General features: G+C 72.5%; 12 protein-coding genes and 2 tRNA genes. 9 read left to right on the top strand and 5 right to left on the bottom strand.

The annotated features are described in order from the left end of the window. Positions 1 to 120 precede the first annotated feature (120 nt). The 3 genes from IOD16_RS40840 (at position 121) to IOD16_RS03270 (ending at position 2,420) form a co-directional block, all read left to right on the top strand. Positions 121 to 243: a hypothetical protein gene (locus IOD16_RS40840; protein ID WP_268957674.1), complete on the top strand. Its 123-nt coding sequence runs from the start codon at positions 121 to 123 to the stop codon at positions 241 to 243. Positions 244 to 306: 63 nt separating this feature from the next. Then, complete coding sequence (locus tag IOD16_RS03275) at positions 307 to 798, top strand: PH domain-containing protein (RefSeq protein WP_236594723.1); 492 nt, start codon at positions 307 to 309, stop codon at positions 796 to 798. After that, positions 795 to 2,420 (top strand): PH domain-containing protein, encoded by a 1,626-nt coding sequence (locus IOD16_RS03270; protein WP_442978089.1) that lies wholly within the window; start codon positions 795 to 797, stop codon positions 2,418 to 2,420. The genes IOD16_RS03275 and IOD16_RS03270 overlap by 4 nt, the downstream gene beginning before the upstream one ends. Here IOD16_RS03270 and IOD16_RS03265 read toward each other — a convergent pair. Further along, positions 2,409 to 3,383 (bottom strand): GlxA family transcriptional regulator, encoded by a 975-nt coding sequence (locus IOD16_RS03265; RefSeq protein WP_236594722.1) that lies wholly within the window; start codon positions 3,381 to 3,383, stop codon positions 2,409 to 2,411. The genes IOD16_RS03270 and IOD16_RS03265 overlap by 12 nt on opposite strands. Before the next feature lie 72 nt (positions 3,384 to 3,455). Here IOD16_RS03265 and IOD16_RS03260 point away from each other — a divergent pair, with 72 nt between their 5' ends. After that, positions 3,456 to 4,751: an MFS transporter gene (locus IOD16_RS03260; protein WP_201438828.1), complete on the top strand. Its 1,296-nt coding sequence runs from the start codon at positions 3,456 to 3,458 to the stop codon at positions 4,749 to 4,751. On the opposite strand, the gene IOD16_RS03255 is transcribed toward IOD16_RS03260, so the two are convergent. After that, positions 4,683 to 6,251, bottom strand: coding sequence for a helicase HerA-like domain-containing protein (locus IOD16_RS03255; protein ID WP_201438827.1), 1,569 nt, complete (start codon positions 6,249 to 6,251; stop codon positions 4,683 to 4,685). The genes IOD16_RS03260 and IOD16_RS03255 overlap by 69 nt on opposite strands. A gap of 83 nt (positions 6,252 to 6,334) precedes the next feature. Between IOD16_RS03255 and orn the strand changes: the two genes are divergently transcribed. The 3 genes from orn (at position 6,335) to IOD16_RS03240 (ending at position 8,773) form a co-directional block, all read left to right on the top strand. Next, positions 6,335 to 6,946, top strand: a complete 612-nt coding sequence (orn, locus tag IOD16_RS03250) for an oligoribonuclease (protein WP_201438826.1) — start codon at positions 6,335 to 6,337, stop codon at positions 6,944 to 6,946. Positions 6,947 to 7,008: 62 nt separating this feature from the next. After that, a tRNA-His gene (locus tag IOD16_RS03245) sits at positions 7,009 to 7,084 on the top strand. 57 nt (positions 7,085 to 7,141) lie between these two features. After that, on the top strand, positions 7,142 to 8,773 hold the full coding sequence (locus tag IOD16_RS03240; protein ID WP_201438825.1) for an ABC-F family ATP-binding cassette domain-containing protein: 1,632 nt from the start codon (positions 7,142 to 7,144) through the stop codon (positions 8,771 to 8,773). A gap of 3 nt (positions 8,774 to 8,776) precedes the next feature. Here IOD16_RS03240 and IOD16_RS03235 read toward each other — a convergent pair whose 3' ends face one another. Then, the gene (locus IOD16_RS03235) at positions 8,777 to 9,976 is read right to left on the bottom strand and encodes a L,D-transpeptidase (protein ID WP_201438824.1); all 1,200 of its coding nucleotides are present in this window, start codon (positions 9,974 to 9,976) and stop codon (positions 8,777 to 8,779) included. 234 nt (positions 9,977 to 10,210) lie between these two features. Here IOD16_RS03235 and IOD16_RS03230 point away from each other — a divergent pair. After that, positions 10,211 to 10,283, top strand: a tRNA-Lys gene (locus IOD16_RS03230). A 207-nt stretch (positions 10,284 to 10,490) separates the two neighbouring features. After that, positions 10,491 to 12,599 (top strand): tetratricopeptide repeat protein, encoded by a 2,109-nt coding sequence (locus IOD16_RS03225; protein WP_201438823.1) that lies wholly within the window; start codon positions 10,491 to 10,493, stop codon positions 12,597 to 12,599. Here the strand turns inward: IOD16_RS03225 and IOD16_RS03220 are convergent. Together IOD16_RS03220 and IOD16_RS03215 are read right to left on the bottom strand one after the other, a co-directional pair. After that, positions 12,555 to 12,839, bottom strand: coding sequence for a hypothetical protein (locus tag IOD16_RS03220; RefSeq protein WP_201438822.1), 285 nt, complete (start codon positions 12,837 to 12,839; stop codon positions 12,555 to 12,557). The genes IOD16_RS03225 and IOD16_RS03220 overlap by 45 nt on opposite strands. Then, positions 12,829 to 14,037, bottom strand: a complete 1,209-nt coding sequence (locus tag IOD16_RS03215; RefSeq protein WP_201438821.1) for a hypothetical protein — start codon at positions 14,035 to 14,037, stop codon at positions 12,829 to 12,831. Before IOD16_RS03215 ends, IOD16_RS03220 begins: the two co-directional genes overlap by 11 nt. Positions 14,038 to 14,397: the final 360 nt, after the last annotated feature.

Raw genomic sequence — 14,397 nt, 5'->3', positions numbered from 1 at the left:
CATGCTCCGCTTGGACGCTTCCGGGCGTTACCCGCGGATCTGGTCCGGCTCCCCCCTGCCGACAAAGCCGCTACGATCGAACGGAGTTCGACGATGGTTGTGCACTCCCTGCACAGAATCATGGCTGCGCTCGCCATCTGCGCCGGTCTCGCGGTCGTCGTCGGTGTGCCCGCCGCTGCGGCCGTCCAGGGCGCGAGCGCCACGGCCAAGGTGTTCCAGGCGCCCTACGCACCGCAGCCGTAACCGACCGGTCCCGAGGCCGGGTTCGCGCGCACGCGGACTCGGCCTTGAGGCACAGTGGACGGCGTGAGCAACGAAGTGTTGCGCCTGCGCGCGCCGCGGCACCAGGTGAGCCGCAAGTCGATCACCCTCTGGACGCTGCACGCGCTGATCGGCTGGGCGGTGCTGCTGGCGCCGCAACTCGTGGTGCTGATCTTCACCGCCTCGCCGTGGCAGGTGACCGCCGCGATCGCGACCCTCGTGCTCGGCACGGCCCACACGCTGGTGATGCCGCGCTGGCGGTACCGGGTGCACCGCTGGGAGGCCACCCCGGACGCGGTCTACACGCTGGCCGGCTGGCTGAACCAGGAGTGGCGCATCGCGCCCGTCTCGCGCATCCAGACCGTGGACACCAAGCGAGGTCCCCTGCAACAGCTCCTCGGGCTGTCCACGGTGACCGTGACCACCGCCTCGGCCGCCGGCCCCGTGCTCATCGAGGGCCTCGACCACGACGACGCGGTGCGGTTGGCCGACGAGCTGACCACCACCACCCAGGCCACGCCGGGTGATGCCACGTGACCGCGCAACTGCCCGCCGCGCCCGAGTACGCCGAACCGGTGGTGGACTGGCACCGGCTGGACGTGCGGATGCTCGTCGTCCGACCGCTCAACGAGCTGCTCGGCCTGGTCCCGGTGTTCATCGGCCTGCTGGTGCTCGGCAAGGGCGAGACGTGGCGCATCCTGGCTAGCGTCGCCGTGATCGTGGCGATCGTTCTGTTCGGCCTGCTGCGGTGGGTCACCACCCGCTACCGGATCACCACCGAGCAGGTCGAGATGCACACCGGTCTGCTGGTGCGCAAGCGCTTGGCGGTGCCGCGCGACCGGATCCGCACGGTGGACCTGACCGCGAAGCTCGGGCACCGGCTGTTCGGGCTGTCCGCGATCCGGGTCGGCACCGGGCAGCGCGACCAGCCCGGTGAGGACGGCCTGACGTTGGACGCGGTGTCGTCGGCCGAGGCGGAACGGCTGCGCGTGCTGCTGCTCACCACCGCCAAGGCGGAAGCGCCCACCGCCGCCGCCGAAGCCGCCGTCGAGGAGGCACGGCCGAGCGTCGTGCTGTCCGAATGGGACAACGGGTGGCTGCGGTACGCGCCGTTGACGTTGTCCGGCCTGGTGGCCGCCGGCGCGCTGTTCGGGTTCGTGATGAACTTCGCGCGAGAGCTGGACATCGAGGTGCTCGAGCCGATGAGCGAGGCCGCGCACTGGGTCGCGGAGCAGCCGCTCGGGCTGACCATCGCGGTGATCGGCGCGGTCGTGCTGCTGGTGGCCACGCTCGGCTCGGCGCTGGTGTACGTGGTGCAGTTCTGGGGCTACCGGCTGACCCGCGAGCCGGACGACACGGTCCGCGTGCGCCGCGGCCTGCTCACCACGCGCTCGGTTTCCGTTGCCGAGCAACGACTCCGCGGCGTCGAGCTGGTCGAGCCGCTGCTGCTGCGCGCCGGGCGGGGCGCGCACGCCAAGACCGTGACGACCGGCCTGGGCCGCAAGGGCGAGAGCAACCTGCTGCTGCCGCCCGCGCCGGTCGCCGAGGCGCACCGCGTGTCCGCGGAGGTGCTGCGGCAGACCTCCGGCGGAGTCACGGACCAGCCGAGCACAGGCGACCGGGCAGCCGGTGACGAGCAACCGACCACAGGCGACCGGACGACCGGTGGGGACCAGGCGACCGGTGGCGACCGGGCGGCCGAGTCGCCGACGCGGACCCCGCTGCGCAGGCACCCGATGGCCGCGCTGCGCCGCCGGATGGTGCGCGCCGTCGTGCCGCTGCTCGTGGCGGCGGCGGTCCTGGCGTGGTTCGCGCCGAGCTGGACGTGGCAGGTCGTGCTGGCGCTGGTGCCGTTCTCCGCGGCCCTGGGCTACGACCGCTACCGCTCGCTCGGCCACGCGCTGACCGACCGCCACCTGCTGGCCCGCGCGGGCTCGGCGGTCCGCGAAACCGTTGCGCTGCAACGCACCGGCATCATCGGCTGGCGCGTCTCCCGCTCGTTCTTCCAGCGCCGCGCGGGCCTGGTCACGATCACCGCCACCACGGCGGCGGGCGACGGCGCGTACCACGTGGTCGACGTGGCCGAGGCCGACGGCCTGGCGCTGGCCGACGCGGCGGTGCCGGACCTGCTGCGGCCGTTCCTGGAGCTAGCCGACTGAGCGGAACGTGGTCCGGTACACGCTGGGCGCCACGCCGAGCGTCGCGCCCAGCTGCTGCCGCAGCGCCGCGCCCGTGCCGAAGCCCGCGTGCCGCGCCACCTGGTCGATGGCCAGGTCCGTGGTCTCCAGCAGGTGACGCGCCCGCTCCACGCGCTGCTGCGTGATCCACTTGCCGGGGCTCACGCCGGTCTCCTCGCGGAACCGGCGGGTGAACGTCCGCACGCTCATCCGGGCGTGCGCGGCCAGCGCACGCAGGTCCAGCTGCTCGTTCAGGTGCTCCACGGCCCACGCGCGGGCCGGCGCGGTGGACGTGTCGGCCCGGTCGGGGACCGGGCGGACGATGAACTGCGACTGCCCGCCCGGCCGCCACGACGGCACCACGCACCGGCGGGCGGCCATGTTCGCCACCTCGCTGCCGTGGTCGTGCCGCACGACGTGCAGGCACAGGTCGACGCCCGCCGCGACGCCCGCCGAGGTCAGCACGTCGCCCTCGTCCACGAACAGCACGTCCGGGTCGAGGTCGACCAGCGGGAACAGGCGGCGGAAGTTGTCCGCGTGCGCCCAGTGCGTGGTGGCCCTGCGCCCGTCCAGCAGACCCGTCGCGGCCAGCACGAACGCGCCCGTGCAGATCGACATCACCCGCGCGCCCCGGGCCGCCGCCGCGAGCAGGGCGTCGCGCACCGGCTCGTCCACGACGCCGTCCGCCAGCACCCGCGCGCCGTAGTGCACGCCGGCCACGATCACCGTGCCCGCCTCCGCCAGCAGCTCCAGGCCGTGGTCGGGGGTGATGGTGAACCCGGCCGCGCTGCGCACCGGACGCCCGCCCGGCGTGCAGACCCGCACCCGGTAGAGCCGCCGCTCGTCCTCGTCGCGGGCGGCGTTGAGGACCTGCGTCGGTGTGCCCAGGTCGAAGGTCACCACCTCGTCCAGCGCGAGCACGGCGACCAGGTGGCGGCTGTCCATGGCCGGATTCTTGCACATGATGGCCTTCCAGCCACTTTTCGCCACCGGGTCGAATCGTCGAGGCTGGTGGACGTGATTCGCAGCAAGCAGAACTGGGCATGGGTGGTCGCCGGCGTCGCCTTCGTCGCGCTCGTCGGCGCCGCGGCGTTCCGGGCCACCCCGGGCGCGTTGATCGAACCGCTGCAACGCGAGTTCGGCTGGTCCACCGCCACGATCGGCTTCGCCGTGTCGGTGAACCTCATGTTGTTCGGGCTGACCGCGCCCTTCGCCGCCGCCCTGATGGAACGCCTCGGTGTGCGCAAGGTCGTGGCCTCGGCGTTGACGCTGGTCGCGGTGGGCAGCGGGCTGACCGTGTTCATGACCACGGCCTGGCAGCTGGTGCTGTTCTGGGGCGTGCTGGTCGGCCTGGGCACCGGGTCGATGGCGCTGGCGTTCGTGGCGACCATCACCGGCCGGTGGTTCGTCAAGCACCGCGGCCTGGTCACCGGCATCCTGACCGCCGGCGGCGCGACGGGTCAGCTGGTGTTCCTGCCGGTCGTGGCGGCGCTGTCGGAGTCGTCCGGGTGGCGCAGCGCCTCGATCGTGGTGTCGGTCGCGGCCCTCGCGGTCGTGCCGCTGGTGCTGCTGTTCCTGCGCGACCACCCCGCCGACGTCGGCGTCCCGCCCTACGGCGGCGACGAGGTCGTGCCCATGACGCCGTCGTCGGGCGGCGCGGCCCGGCGTGCCATCGGAGCGCTGACGAGCGCCGCGCGCACCGGACCGTTCTGGTTCCTGGCGGCGGGCTTCGCGATCTGCGGCGCGACCACGAACGGCCTGGTCGGCACCCACTTCATCCCCGCCGCGCACGACCACGGCATGCCCACCACCACCGCCGCGGGCCTGCTCGCCCTGGTGGGGATCTTCGACATCGCGGGCACGGTCCTGTCGGGCTGGCTCACCGACCGAGTCGACTCGCGGATCCTGCTCGCCGTGTACTACGTGCTGCGCGGCGCGTCACTCCTCGTCCTGCCGCAGCTGTTCCACGACGCGGTGCACCCGTCGATGCTCGTGTTCATCATCTTCTACGGCCTGGACTGGGTCGCCACCGTCCCGCCGACCGTGGCGCTGTGCCGCCAGGTGTTCGGCCTGTCCGCCCCGGTGGTCTTCGGCTGGGTCTTCGCCTCGCACCAGATCGGCGCGGCGATCGCCGCCACCGCCGCCGGCCTGACCCGCGACCACTTCGGCGACTACGCCCCGGCCTGGTACGTCGCCGGCGTGCTCAGCATCGGCGCCGCGTTCCTGTCCATGAAGGTCAAGCGCTCACCGGCGCTTGCGGGAGGTCCCGAAGAGCCCACGGGTGATCTCGCGGCCGAGGGCGCTCGCGGCTGACCGGAAGAACGACTTCACCGCCGGGTTGCCGAGCACCTGCGCCACCACGCCCGGCTCCTCGCGCTCGGCACGACGTCCGGGCTCGGCGCGGTCCTCGGGCTCGGCGCGGTCCTCGGGCTCGGCAGGGTCCTCCGGCGGTGGAGGTGGCGTCTCCGGTGGGGGCGCCACCTTCGCCGCCAGCTTCTCGTAGGCCGACTCCCGGTCCACCGTCCCGGCGTACTTGCCGTGCAGCTCGGAAGCCTCGGCCGCCTGCCCGATCGCGTCCGACCCGATCGTGTCCATCAACGACCGCGGCGCGCGCAGCCGCGTCCACGCGACCGGGGTCGGCGCGCCCTTCTCGCTCAGCACCGTCACCACGGCCTCGCCGATCCCCAACGACCTCAACGCCTCGTCCAGCTCGTAGTGCGGCGTCGTCGGGTACGTCTTCACCGTCTTCGCCAACGCCGCCTGATCCTCCGGCGTGAACGCCCGCAGCGCGTGCTGCACCCGTGCGCCCAACTGCGACAGCACCGCGTTCGGCACGTCGGTCGGCAGCTGGGTGCAGAAGAACACGCCCACACCCTTGGACCGGATCAGCTTCACCGTCTGGGTGATCCGCTCGAGGAACGCCTTGGACGCGTCGGCGAACAGCAGGTGCGCCTCGTCGAAGAAGAACACCAGCTTCGGCTGGTCCAGGTCGCCCTCCTCGGGCAGCACCTCGAACAGCTCCGCCAGCAGCCACATCAGGAACGTCGAGAACAACGCCGGCCTGGCCTGCAGCTCCGCCGGCTCCAGCAGCGACACCACGCCGCGACCGTCGACCACCCGCATCAGGTCGCGCGGGTCCAGCTCGGGCTCGCCGAAGAACGTGTCGCCGCCCTGCGCCTCCAGGTTCACCAGCGACCGCAGGATCACCCCCGCCGTCGCCGGCGACACCCCGCCCAGGCCCTTCAGGTCCGCCTTGCCCTCGTCGGACGTGAGGTGCCCGATCACCGACCGCAGGTCCTTGACGTCCAGCAGCGGCAACCCGCGCGTGTCGGCCCAGTGGAAGATCAGCCCGAGCGTGGACTCCTGGGTGTCGTTGAGCCCGAGGACCTTCGACAGCAGGATCGGCCCGAAGCTGGTGACGGTCGCCCGCACCGGCACCGCCGCGCCGCCCGTGCCCAGCGACAGGAACTGCACCGGGCACGCCTGCGGCCGCCAGTCGTCACCCGTCTCGGCGGCCCGCGCGGTGACCCGCTCGCCGCCCTCACCCGGACGGGACAGCCCGGACAGGTCGCCCTTCACGTCCGCCATCACCACCGGCACGCCCGCCGCCGACAACTGCTCCGCGATCAGCTGCAACGTCTTCGTCTTGCCGGTGCCGGTCGCGCCCGCGACCAGCCCGTGCCGGTTCAGCGTGGCCAGCGGGAGCCGCACGCGCGCGGTCGGCTCCACCACGCCGCCGACGAGCACCGCGCCGAGCTCGACGGCCGCGCCGTCCGTGGCGTAACCGGCGGCGATGTCGCTCTGGGCCGTCATTGCCCTGAGCGTAATGAGATTGGTAGGGACCGCCACCCGAAGCGACGCGGGGCCGGCGTGACGGGGCGACTAGGCTCGCGCGGGTGATGGATCGCTTGGTGTGGATCGACTGCGAGATGACAGGCCTCGACCTGGGCAAGGACGCCTTGATCGAGATCGCGGCGCTGGTGACCGACGCGGAGCTGAACGTGCTCGGCGACGGGGTCGACGTGGTGATCCACGCCGACGACACGGCGCTCGACTCGATGCCGGACGTCGTCATGCAGATGCACGCCAAGTCGGGGCTCACCGAGGAGGTGCGGCGCTCGACCGTGTCGCTCGCCGACGCCGAGGCCCAGGTGCTGGCCTACATCAAGGAGTGGGTGCCGGACCCCCGCACCGCTCCCCTGGCGGGCAACTCGATCGCCACCGACCGCGGGTTCATCGCCCGCGACATGCCCGAGCTCGACGCCCACCTGCACTACCGGATGGTCGACGTGTCGTCGATCAAGGAGCTGTGCCGGCGCTGGTACCCGCGCATCTACTACGCGCAGCCGGGCAAGGGCCTGGCCCACCGCGCGCTCGCCGACATCAAGGAGTCGATCCGCGAGCTGGCGTACTACCGGCGCACGGCGTTCGTGCCGCAACCAGGGCCGTCGTCGGAGCAGGCGCAGGCCGTCGCCACCGAACTGCTGGCCGCCGACGGCCCGGAATAGGGTCGATTTCAGACCCGGCGGTAGGGCACTGTATGCTTCACGCGCCGGGTCAGCCGGTCTTGGTGGGTGTAGCTCAGCTGGCAGAGCACTGGGTTGTGATCCCAGGTGTCGCGGGTTCAAGTCCCGTCACTCACCCCAAGCGGAACGCCCCTCGACGCCCTGTCGGGGGGCGTCTTCTTTTGTCGTGGAGTCCTCATGAGCGCCACCCTCGTCGCGAAGGACCTGGCCGCCGGGCACGGCGACCGCGTGCTGTTCGAAGGCCTGGACCTGGTCGTCGCACCCGGTGACGTGATCGGCCTGGTCGGCGCCAACGGCGCGGGCAAGTCGACGTTGCTGCGGACCCTCGCGGGCCTGCTGCCCGCCGAGCAGGGTGTGATCCGCCTCTCACCGACCACCGCGACCGTCGGCCACCTGCCGCAGGAGCCGGACCGGCGTCCGGGCGAGACCGTGCGCGAGTTCCTGGCCCGCCGCACGGGCGTGGCGGCGGCGCAGGCCGAGCTGGACCGGGCGACCGAGGCGTTGTCGTCGGGCTCGGGTGACGACGGCTACTCCGACGCGCTGGAGCGGTGGCTCGCGCTCGGCGGCGCGGACCTGGAGGAGCGGTCGCTGGAAGTGGCGGCCGACCTGGGCCTGGACGTCTCGCTCGACCTGCCGATGACCGCCCTGTCCGGTGGCCAGGCGGCCCGCGCGAGCATGGCGTCGTTGCTGCTGAGCAGGTACGACGTGTTCCTGCTCGACGAGCCGACCAACGACCTCGACCTGGACGGCCTGGCCCGGCTGGAGCGGTTCGTGACGGGGCTGCGCGCGGGCGTCGTGGTGGTGTCGCACGACCGCGAGTTCCTGGCCCGCACGGTGACGCGGGTCGTGGAGCTGGACCTGGCGCAGCAGCAGGTGCGGACCTACGGCGGCGGCTACGAGGCGTACCTGGAGGAACGGGAGATCGCCCGCAGGCACGCGCGCGAGGAGTACGAGGAGTACGCGTCCACGCGGACCTCGCTGGAGGAGCGCGCTCGGGCGCAACGGGCGTGGATGGAGAAGGGCGTCAAGAACGCCCGCCGCAAGGCGCCCGACAACGACAAGGTGGGGCGCAAGTTCCGCACCGAGGCGACCGAGAAGCAGGCCTCGAAGGCGCGGCAGACCGAGCGCCTGATCGAACGGCTGGACGTGGTCGAGGAGCCGCGCAAGGAGTGGGAGCTGCGGATGGAGATCGCCGCCGCGCCCCGGTCCGGCTCGGTGGTGTCGGTGCTGCGGGCGGCGGTGGTGACGCGGGGGTCGTTCACCCTGGGGCCGGTGGACCTGCAGGTGGACTGGGCGGACCGGATCGCCATCACCGGGGCCAACGGCTCCGGCAAGTCGACGTTGCTGGCGGCGCTGCTCGGCCGCGTCCCGCTGACCTCGGGATCGTCGTCCCTCGGCTCGGGCGTCGTGGTGGGCGAGATCGACCAGGCACGCGGCCTGTTCCTGGGCGACGAGCCGCTGCTGGACGCCTTCGGCTCCGCCGTGCCGGACGTGGCGCCCGCCGACGTGCGCACGCTGCTGGCGAAGTTCGGGCTGAAGGCGGCGCACGTGCTGCGGACCGCGGCGTCGCTCTCACCCGGTGAACGCACCCGGGCCGCGCTGGCCCTGCTCCAGGCACGCGGGGTGAACCTGCTCGTGCTGGACGAGCCGACCAACCACCTCGACCTGCCCGCGATCGAGCAGCTGGAATCCGCCCTCGACTCCTACCAGGGCACCCTGCTGCTGGTCACCCACGACCGCCGGATGCTGGACGCGGTGCGCACGACCCGCCGCATGGTGGTGGCGGCGGGTCGCGTCACCGACCTCTGAGCCCTACCGGTTGCCCTTGAGCCACTGGTCCCACGGGACCTGCCAGTCGCCGAAACCGTCCCACGGCTGCAACTCCGGGCCGCCGGAGTTGGTGACGATCACGACGTCGCCCTGCTTCGCGTTGTCGAACACCCACTTGGCGTTCTCGGGCGAGAGGTTCAGGCAGCCGTGGCTGACGTTGCGGTTGCCCTGGTCGCCGACCGACCACGGCGCGCTGTGGAAGAAGATGCCGGAGTTGGACATCCGGGTGGCCCAGTCGACCGGCGTGACGTAGCCGCCCGCCTCCAGCGAGAGGCCGTAGGTGCGGGAGTCCATCACCATGTGCGCGTGCTTCTCCGTGAGCACGTAGACGCCCGTGGGGGTGGGGTTCTCCGCGTTGCCCATGGAGGTCGGCATGGTGCGCACCACCTGGCCGTTGACCTTCGTCACGACCTGGTGCGTCTGGCCGTCCGCCTCGTGGATGACGGAGTCGCCGATCGTGGTGGTGATCAGGCGGTCCTCTTCGCCGTACACGCCGTTGCCCACGTGCTTGCCGTAGATCTTGGCGTTGATCGTGACCTTGGTGCCGGGCGCCCAGTACGCCTGCGGCCGCCAGTGCACGGTCTTCTCGTCGAACCAGTAGAAGGCGCCCTCGACGCGCGGTTCCGTGGTGATCGAGATCATGGCCTCGGCGGCGGCCTTGTCCGCGATCGGCTCGTCGAAGTAGAACGCGAGCGGCTGGCCGACGCCGACCGTCGTGCCGTCCTGCGGGTTGACCGAGAGGTAGGTCAGCGTGCGCGGCTTGACGGTGGTGAAGGTGGAGCTCTTGGTGACCGGCTTGCCGTCCGCGCCTTCGCCCGTCACGGCCAGCGTGTAGGTCTTCTGGTAGCCCAGCGGTTCGGTGTTGGTCCACTGCAGACCGTCCGGGCTCAACTGGCCGGCGACGGCCACGCCCTCCGGGTTCGTCAGCGCGACCGAGGTGATCTTGCCGTCGGTGGCCGTGGCCACGACCGGCACGCCGGGCGCCACGTCCACCGCCGCGTCCGCGGGCCCGGTGGTCAACGACACGGGCTTGGGCGGCGGTGTCGACGACGTGGTCGTCGTCTCGTCGGCGGCGGCGCCCCCGGCTGGAGCCGAGCCCGACGAACAACTTGTGATCAACGTCGCGACCAACCCGATCGCGACGACCCCCAGCGCTCGGCGCGCCCCCCGCTTGCGGTCCATCCCCGTCCTCCGCTTCATCCCCAGAACGCCCTGACAGTCCGCAACAGGAGTCTGTCGGCGTCCCCTGACAAGGGGACGCCTGAAGGGTTGACGATGTTGCCCGAGATGCTGGATCGTTACCAAGGCGAAGTTCCCCCTGCACCAGGGCGGCACACCTGCCCTGACCAGGCGATTGGGAGCCCCGTCGGACGCTGTGCTAATGTTCTTCGCGTCGGACAGAGCAAGAAGGTCCGAGCGCCGCTAGCTCAACTGGCAGAGCAGCTGACTCTTAATCAGCGGGTTCGGGGTTCGAGTCCCTGGCGGCGCACTCCAGACAATGGGGCCACCCTTTCGGTGGCCCCATTGTTGTTTTCCCATTTGCGCCGATCCGCCACCGCGATTGCGCCGAGTGCCGGAGCCTGCGGCCCGTCCCCAGGGTCCCCCTTGCCCAACCCGGGTGGTTCCGGCCCGAGGACCCGTCCGCGCCGACAGGGCTCCCGTACGGTCGTCCTGTTGCCGTGGGGAGGTGACGCGCGTGACGGACGAGCGGAACAACGAGTTGTCCGGTTCGGTGGTCGGCGCGGTGGTCCAAGCCGGCGCGGTGCACGGCGGTGTCCACTTCCACGGCATTCCCGCACCACGCGCCGTGCCGCGCCAGTTGCTCGGCGCGCCCGCGCATTTCACGGACCGGGCCGCGGAATTGGCCGAACTCGACTCCATTGCCGCCCAGAGCGGTCGCACGCTGGCGCTGCTGCACGGGCCGGGAGGCGTCGGGAAAACGGCGCTCGCGCTGCACTGGGCGCACCGGACGCGCGACCGGTTCGGCGACGGTCAGCTCTACGTCGACCTGGCCGGGTTCAGCGGCGGCGCCCCGGTTCGGCCGGCCGACGCGCTCGGCCTGTTCCTGCGCGGCCTGGGCACGCCACCCGGCCAGGTCCCCGCCGACCTGGACGAGCAGGCCTCGCTCTACCGCTCGCTCACCGCCGACCGCAGGCTGCTGGTGCTGCTGGACAACGCCGTCGCGGTCGGCCAGGTGCTCCCGCTGCTGCCCTCGTCGTCGGCCGGTGCCGTCATCGTCACCAGCCGCAGCAGGCTCGCCGGGCTCGTCGCCGAGGGCGCCCGGCTGGTCGAGGTCGGACCGCTCGGCGAGTCGTCGGCGGTGCGGCTGCTGAGCCACGCGGTCGGCGGCACCCGGGTCACCCGCGAGCAGGCGCCAGCGCGTGAGCTGGTCGGGATGTGCGGCGGCCTGCCGATCGCGCTGCGCGTGGCGGCGGCCCGGCTCGCCGCCAGACCCAGGTGGTCGGTGCAGCGCGTGGTGGCGGAGCTGACCGACGAGCGGAACCGCCTCACGGCCCTGTCACCGACGCCGGAGCTGTCGGTGCGCACCACGTTCGACCTCTCCTACCGGGCCCTCGGACCGGCCGCCGCCGCGCTGTACCGCCGGCTCGCGCAGCACCCCGGACCGGACTTCGGGCCGGAGGTGGCGGGTTCGGTGCTGGACGAGCCGCCGGAGCGGGCCCTCGACCTGCTGGACGAACTGGTGCAGGACAGCCTGGTCGAGGAGACCGTCCAGGACCGCTACCGCTTCCACGACCTGCTCCTGCTGCACGCCCGGGACCAGGCCGGCCCGGAGGAGAAAGCGGACGCGCTGCACCGGGTGCTGGAGTGGTACCTCGCCGCCGCGCGGGTCGCGGACCTGGTGATCACCCCGCACCGCAGGCGGTTGCCGTACGAGTTCCGCGCCACGCCACCGGGCCCGCCGCAGCTCACCGACCGCGGGGCCGCGCTGTCCTGGTTGGAGGCCGAGCGGGCGAACCTGATCGCCGCCGGGCGCGCGGCGTTGGACCACGGGTGGCCCGACCTCGCCTGGCAGCTGTCGGACGTGATGTGGCCACTGCTGCTGCACCACAAGCACTACCGCGACCGGTTGGGGATCAACGAGTGCGGGATCACCGCGGCACGCCGCCTCGGCGATCTCGTGGCCGAAGCGGACATGCTCAAGCGGCAAGGGCTCGCGTTGACGACCCTCGGCCGGTTCGCCGAGGCCGAGGCGCACCTGACCGCGTCGGCGGATCGCGCCACCACCGCGGGCGACCGGCGTGGCGCGGCCGACGCGCGGGAGGTGCTGGCGCTGCTGCACCTCGACCGGGACGAACCCGCCAAGGCGTTGGCCGAGCTGCACGACCTCGTGCGCGTCAACCGCGAACTGGCGGCCGACCGCAGCCTCGGACTGGTCCTGATCCACCTCGGCGCCACGTTGGGCCGCACCGGGCAGCCGGTAGCCGGGTTGGAGGCGCTGCACGAGGCCCTGCGCCTGTTCGACGGCCTGGCGGAACCCGACCCGTACAACCGGGCACGCGTCACCCTGGCGATGGCGAAGGTCCACCACCACGACGGCAACGGAGCCGACGCCGACCGCCTCGGCGAGGCGGCGTTGGCGGCGATGCGCGAGCTGGGCTCCGACCGCGGCGCGGCCGAAGCCCACGAGCTCCTCGCCGAATCGGCCGCCGAACGGGCCGACGCGGCGCGTGCCGCCGAGCACTGGCGTCACGCGCTGCGGCTGCTGGCGAAACTCGGCTCGAACCGGGTCGCGCTGCTGTCAGCCAGGTTGGCGGACGTCGAGCCGTCCGCACGGCTCGACTGAGCGCTGGGCGCGGTGCCGCGCGCACCAGACCGGCAGCCCCTGCCGGCGCAGGATCCGCAAGTCGAGCCCGACGGCGCCCCAGGCCCGCAGCGACTCGACGGCCGAACACCACAGGTCCGTGTCCGACAAGCAAGCCTCGCGAGCCACGGGCACGAACCCGAGCACGTCGTCACCCATCAACGCGATGATCTCGCCGCCGGACGAGACGACCGCGCGCAGACCACCCGGTTCAGCGACCACCCGGACCTCCTCCCCCGGGCGCGGGAACCGGCGTCGGCGCACGGTGCCGTCCCGGCTCCGCCAAGTCCAGCAACCGGTACATGGCGCCCCGCAACTCCGCCGCCGAACCGCCCGGCCTCGACGTGACCCGCTCGCGCATCAGCTCGCCGAGCCGCGGGGCGCCGCGGGCGGCGTCGTCGAACTGCGCGAGCAGCGGCCGGTCGAAGGTGAGGCGCGGCGCGACCCGTTGGAGCAGCTCCTGCGCCGAACCGTCGCTCAGCACCGCGCTGACCGGCGGTTCGGCGAGCACCACCGGCGTGCCGATGGACGCGGCGTAGACGCCGATCGAGCCGTGGTCGGCCACCACCTGGTCGGCGGCCACCACCGCGGCCCGCCAGTCCACTTCCGGCGGCACGACGACGAGCCCGGCGTCGCGGCACTCCGTCAGCCACGCCTCGACCTGGCGGACGCCGTGCGCGAACCAGCCGGCCGGGTGCAGCATCGCCGCCACCCGGTAGCCGTGCGCGGCCAGCTCTTCGAGCAGGCGCGGCAGGAAGTCCTCGAACCGCGCGAACAGCGAGTCCAGGCCCCACGTGGACGTGACCACGAGCAGGCGTTGCCCCGGCGTGACGCCCAACGCCTCGCGGTAGGCGTCACGCCGGGGCAGGCTGGCGACCATGCGGTCGTAGCAGGGGTCGCCCGCCACCACCGCGACGTCCAGCGCCTGCGGGCACTGGCGGCGCAGCACCTCCCGCTGGTCCTCATGCGACAGCACGACGGCCGCGGGCAGCACCACGCCGTTGTGCATCAGCCGTTGCGCGTCGAGCCCGTAGACCATCGGCTCGTCGCCGACCGACACGGACTTGCCGTACCCGGCGCCGTGCGGCATGAGCAGCAACGGCGCGTGCAGCAGGTGCAGGCTGCCGTACGAAGCCGCCAACGCCAGGTCGAACCGCTCCCTGGTGGCCTGCTCCCACGGCAGCACGACACCGCGGGTCGACCTCAGGAAGTCGTCCACGCCGGCGCTGAACGTGTCCGGCGCCTGGCTGAACGTCACCTGCACCCGCGGATCGGACTCCACGAGCTCCACGGCCTCCAGCAGGCGTTGTCCGCTGGTCACCGTGTGCACCACGGCGAGCACCTGTCGGCACCTGCTCCTGGTCACCCACCTGGGCGCGTCGATCCCGACCGGCACCCGCAGCCATTCGGTGTTCGTCATCCGGTTCCCCCTCGCGCTCTCTCCCTGCACCGAGCGTGGCGGTCCGGTTTGCCGGTCGACTTGCAGTCCGCTTGCAGTGCCGTCGGCGGCGGCGGAGTTCACCGTCCTCGGAAGAACCCGATCACCGATCGACCGCCGAAAAGCCCGCCTCGAACGAACTCATCGGCCGGGCGTTGTGGCGCGACATCCCGTCCACCCGAGCACCGGCCGTGCCGGCGCCCATAAAGATCCTCCGCAAGCAGTCCAGGACTGGCAGCGCGGAGCAGAACCAGGTGGTGGTGCTCACGGGGTGCCGGGCGCGGGCGGGTCCCAACTCGCCCCGCACGACCCTTGTCGAGCAGCCGGTCCACGACGGGAACA

Origin of the sequence: Saccharothrix sp. 6-C, from assembly GCF_016695385.1 — a bacterium.
Lineage (GTDB): Bacteria > Actinomycetota > Actinomycetes > Mycobacteriales > Pseudonocardiaceae > Actinosynnema > Actinosynnema texasense.
This window is presented reverse-complemented; position numbering and strand designations above follow the sequence as displayed.

Bases quoted from the DNA above. Each gene is read 5' to 3' on its own strand.
- IOD16_RS40840 (WP_268957674.1), top strand. From the start codon at position 121: ATGGCTGCGCTCGCCATCTGCGCCGGTCTCGCGGTCGTCGTCGGTGTG.
- IOD16_RS03265 (WP_236594722.1), bottom strand. From the start codon at position 3,383: ATGGACAGCCGCCACCTGGTCGCCGTGCTCGCGCTGGACGAGGTGGTG.
- IOD16_RS03255 (WP_201438827.1), bottom strand. From the start codon at position 6,251: ATGACGGCCCAGAGCGACATCGCCGCCGGTTACGCCACGGACGGCGCG.
- IOD16_RS03240 (WP_201438825.1), top strand. From the start codon at position 7,142: ATGAGCGCCACCCTCGTCGCGAAGGACCTGGCCGCCGGGCACGGCGAC.
- IOD16_RS03235 (WP_201438824.1), bottom strand. From the start codon at position 9,976: ATGGACCGCAAGCGGGGGGCGCGCCGAGCGCTGGGGGTCGTCGCGATC.
- IOD16_RS03215 (WP_201438821.1), bottom strand. From the start codon at position 14,037: ATGACGAACACCGAATGGCTGCGGGTGCCGGTCGGGATCGACGCGCCC.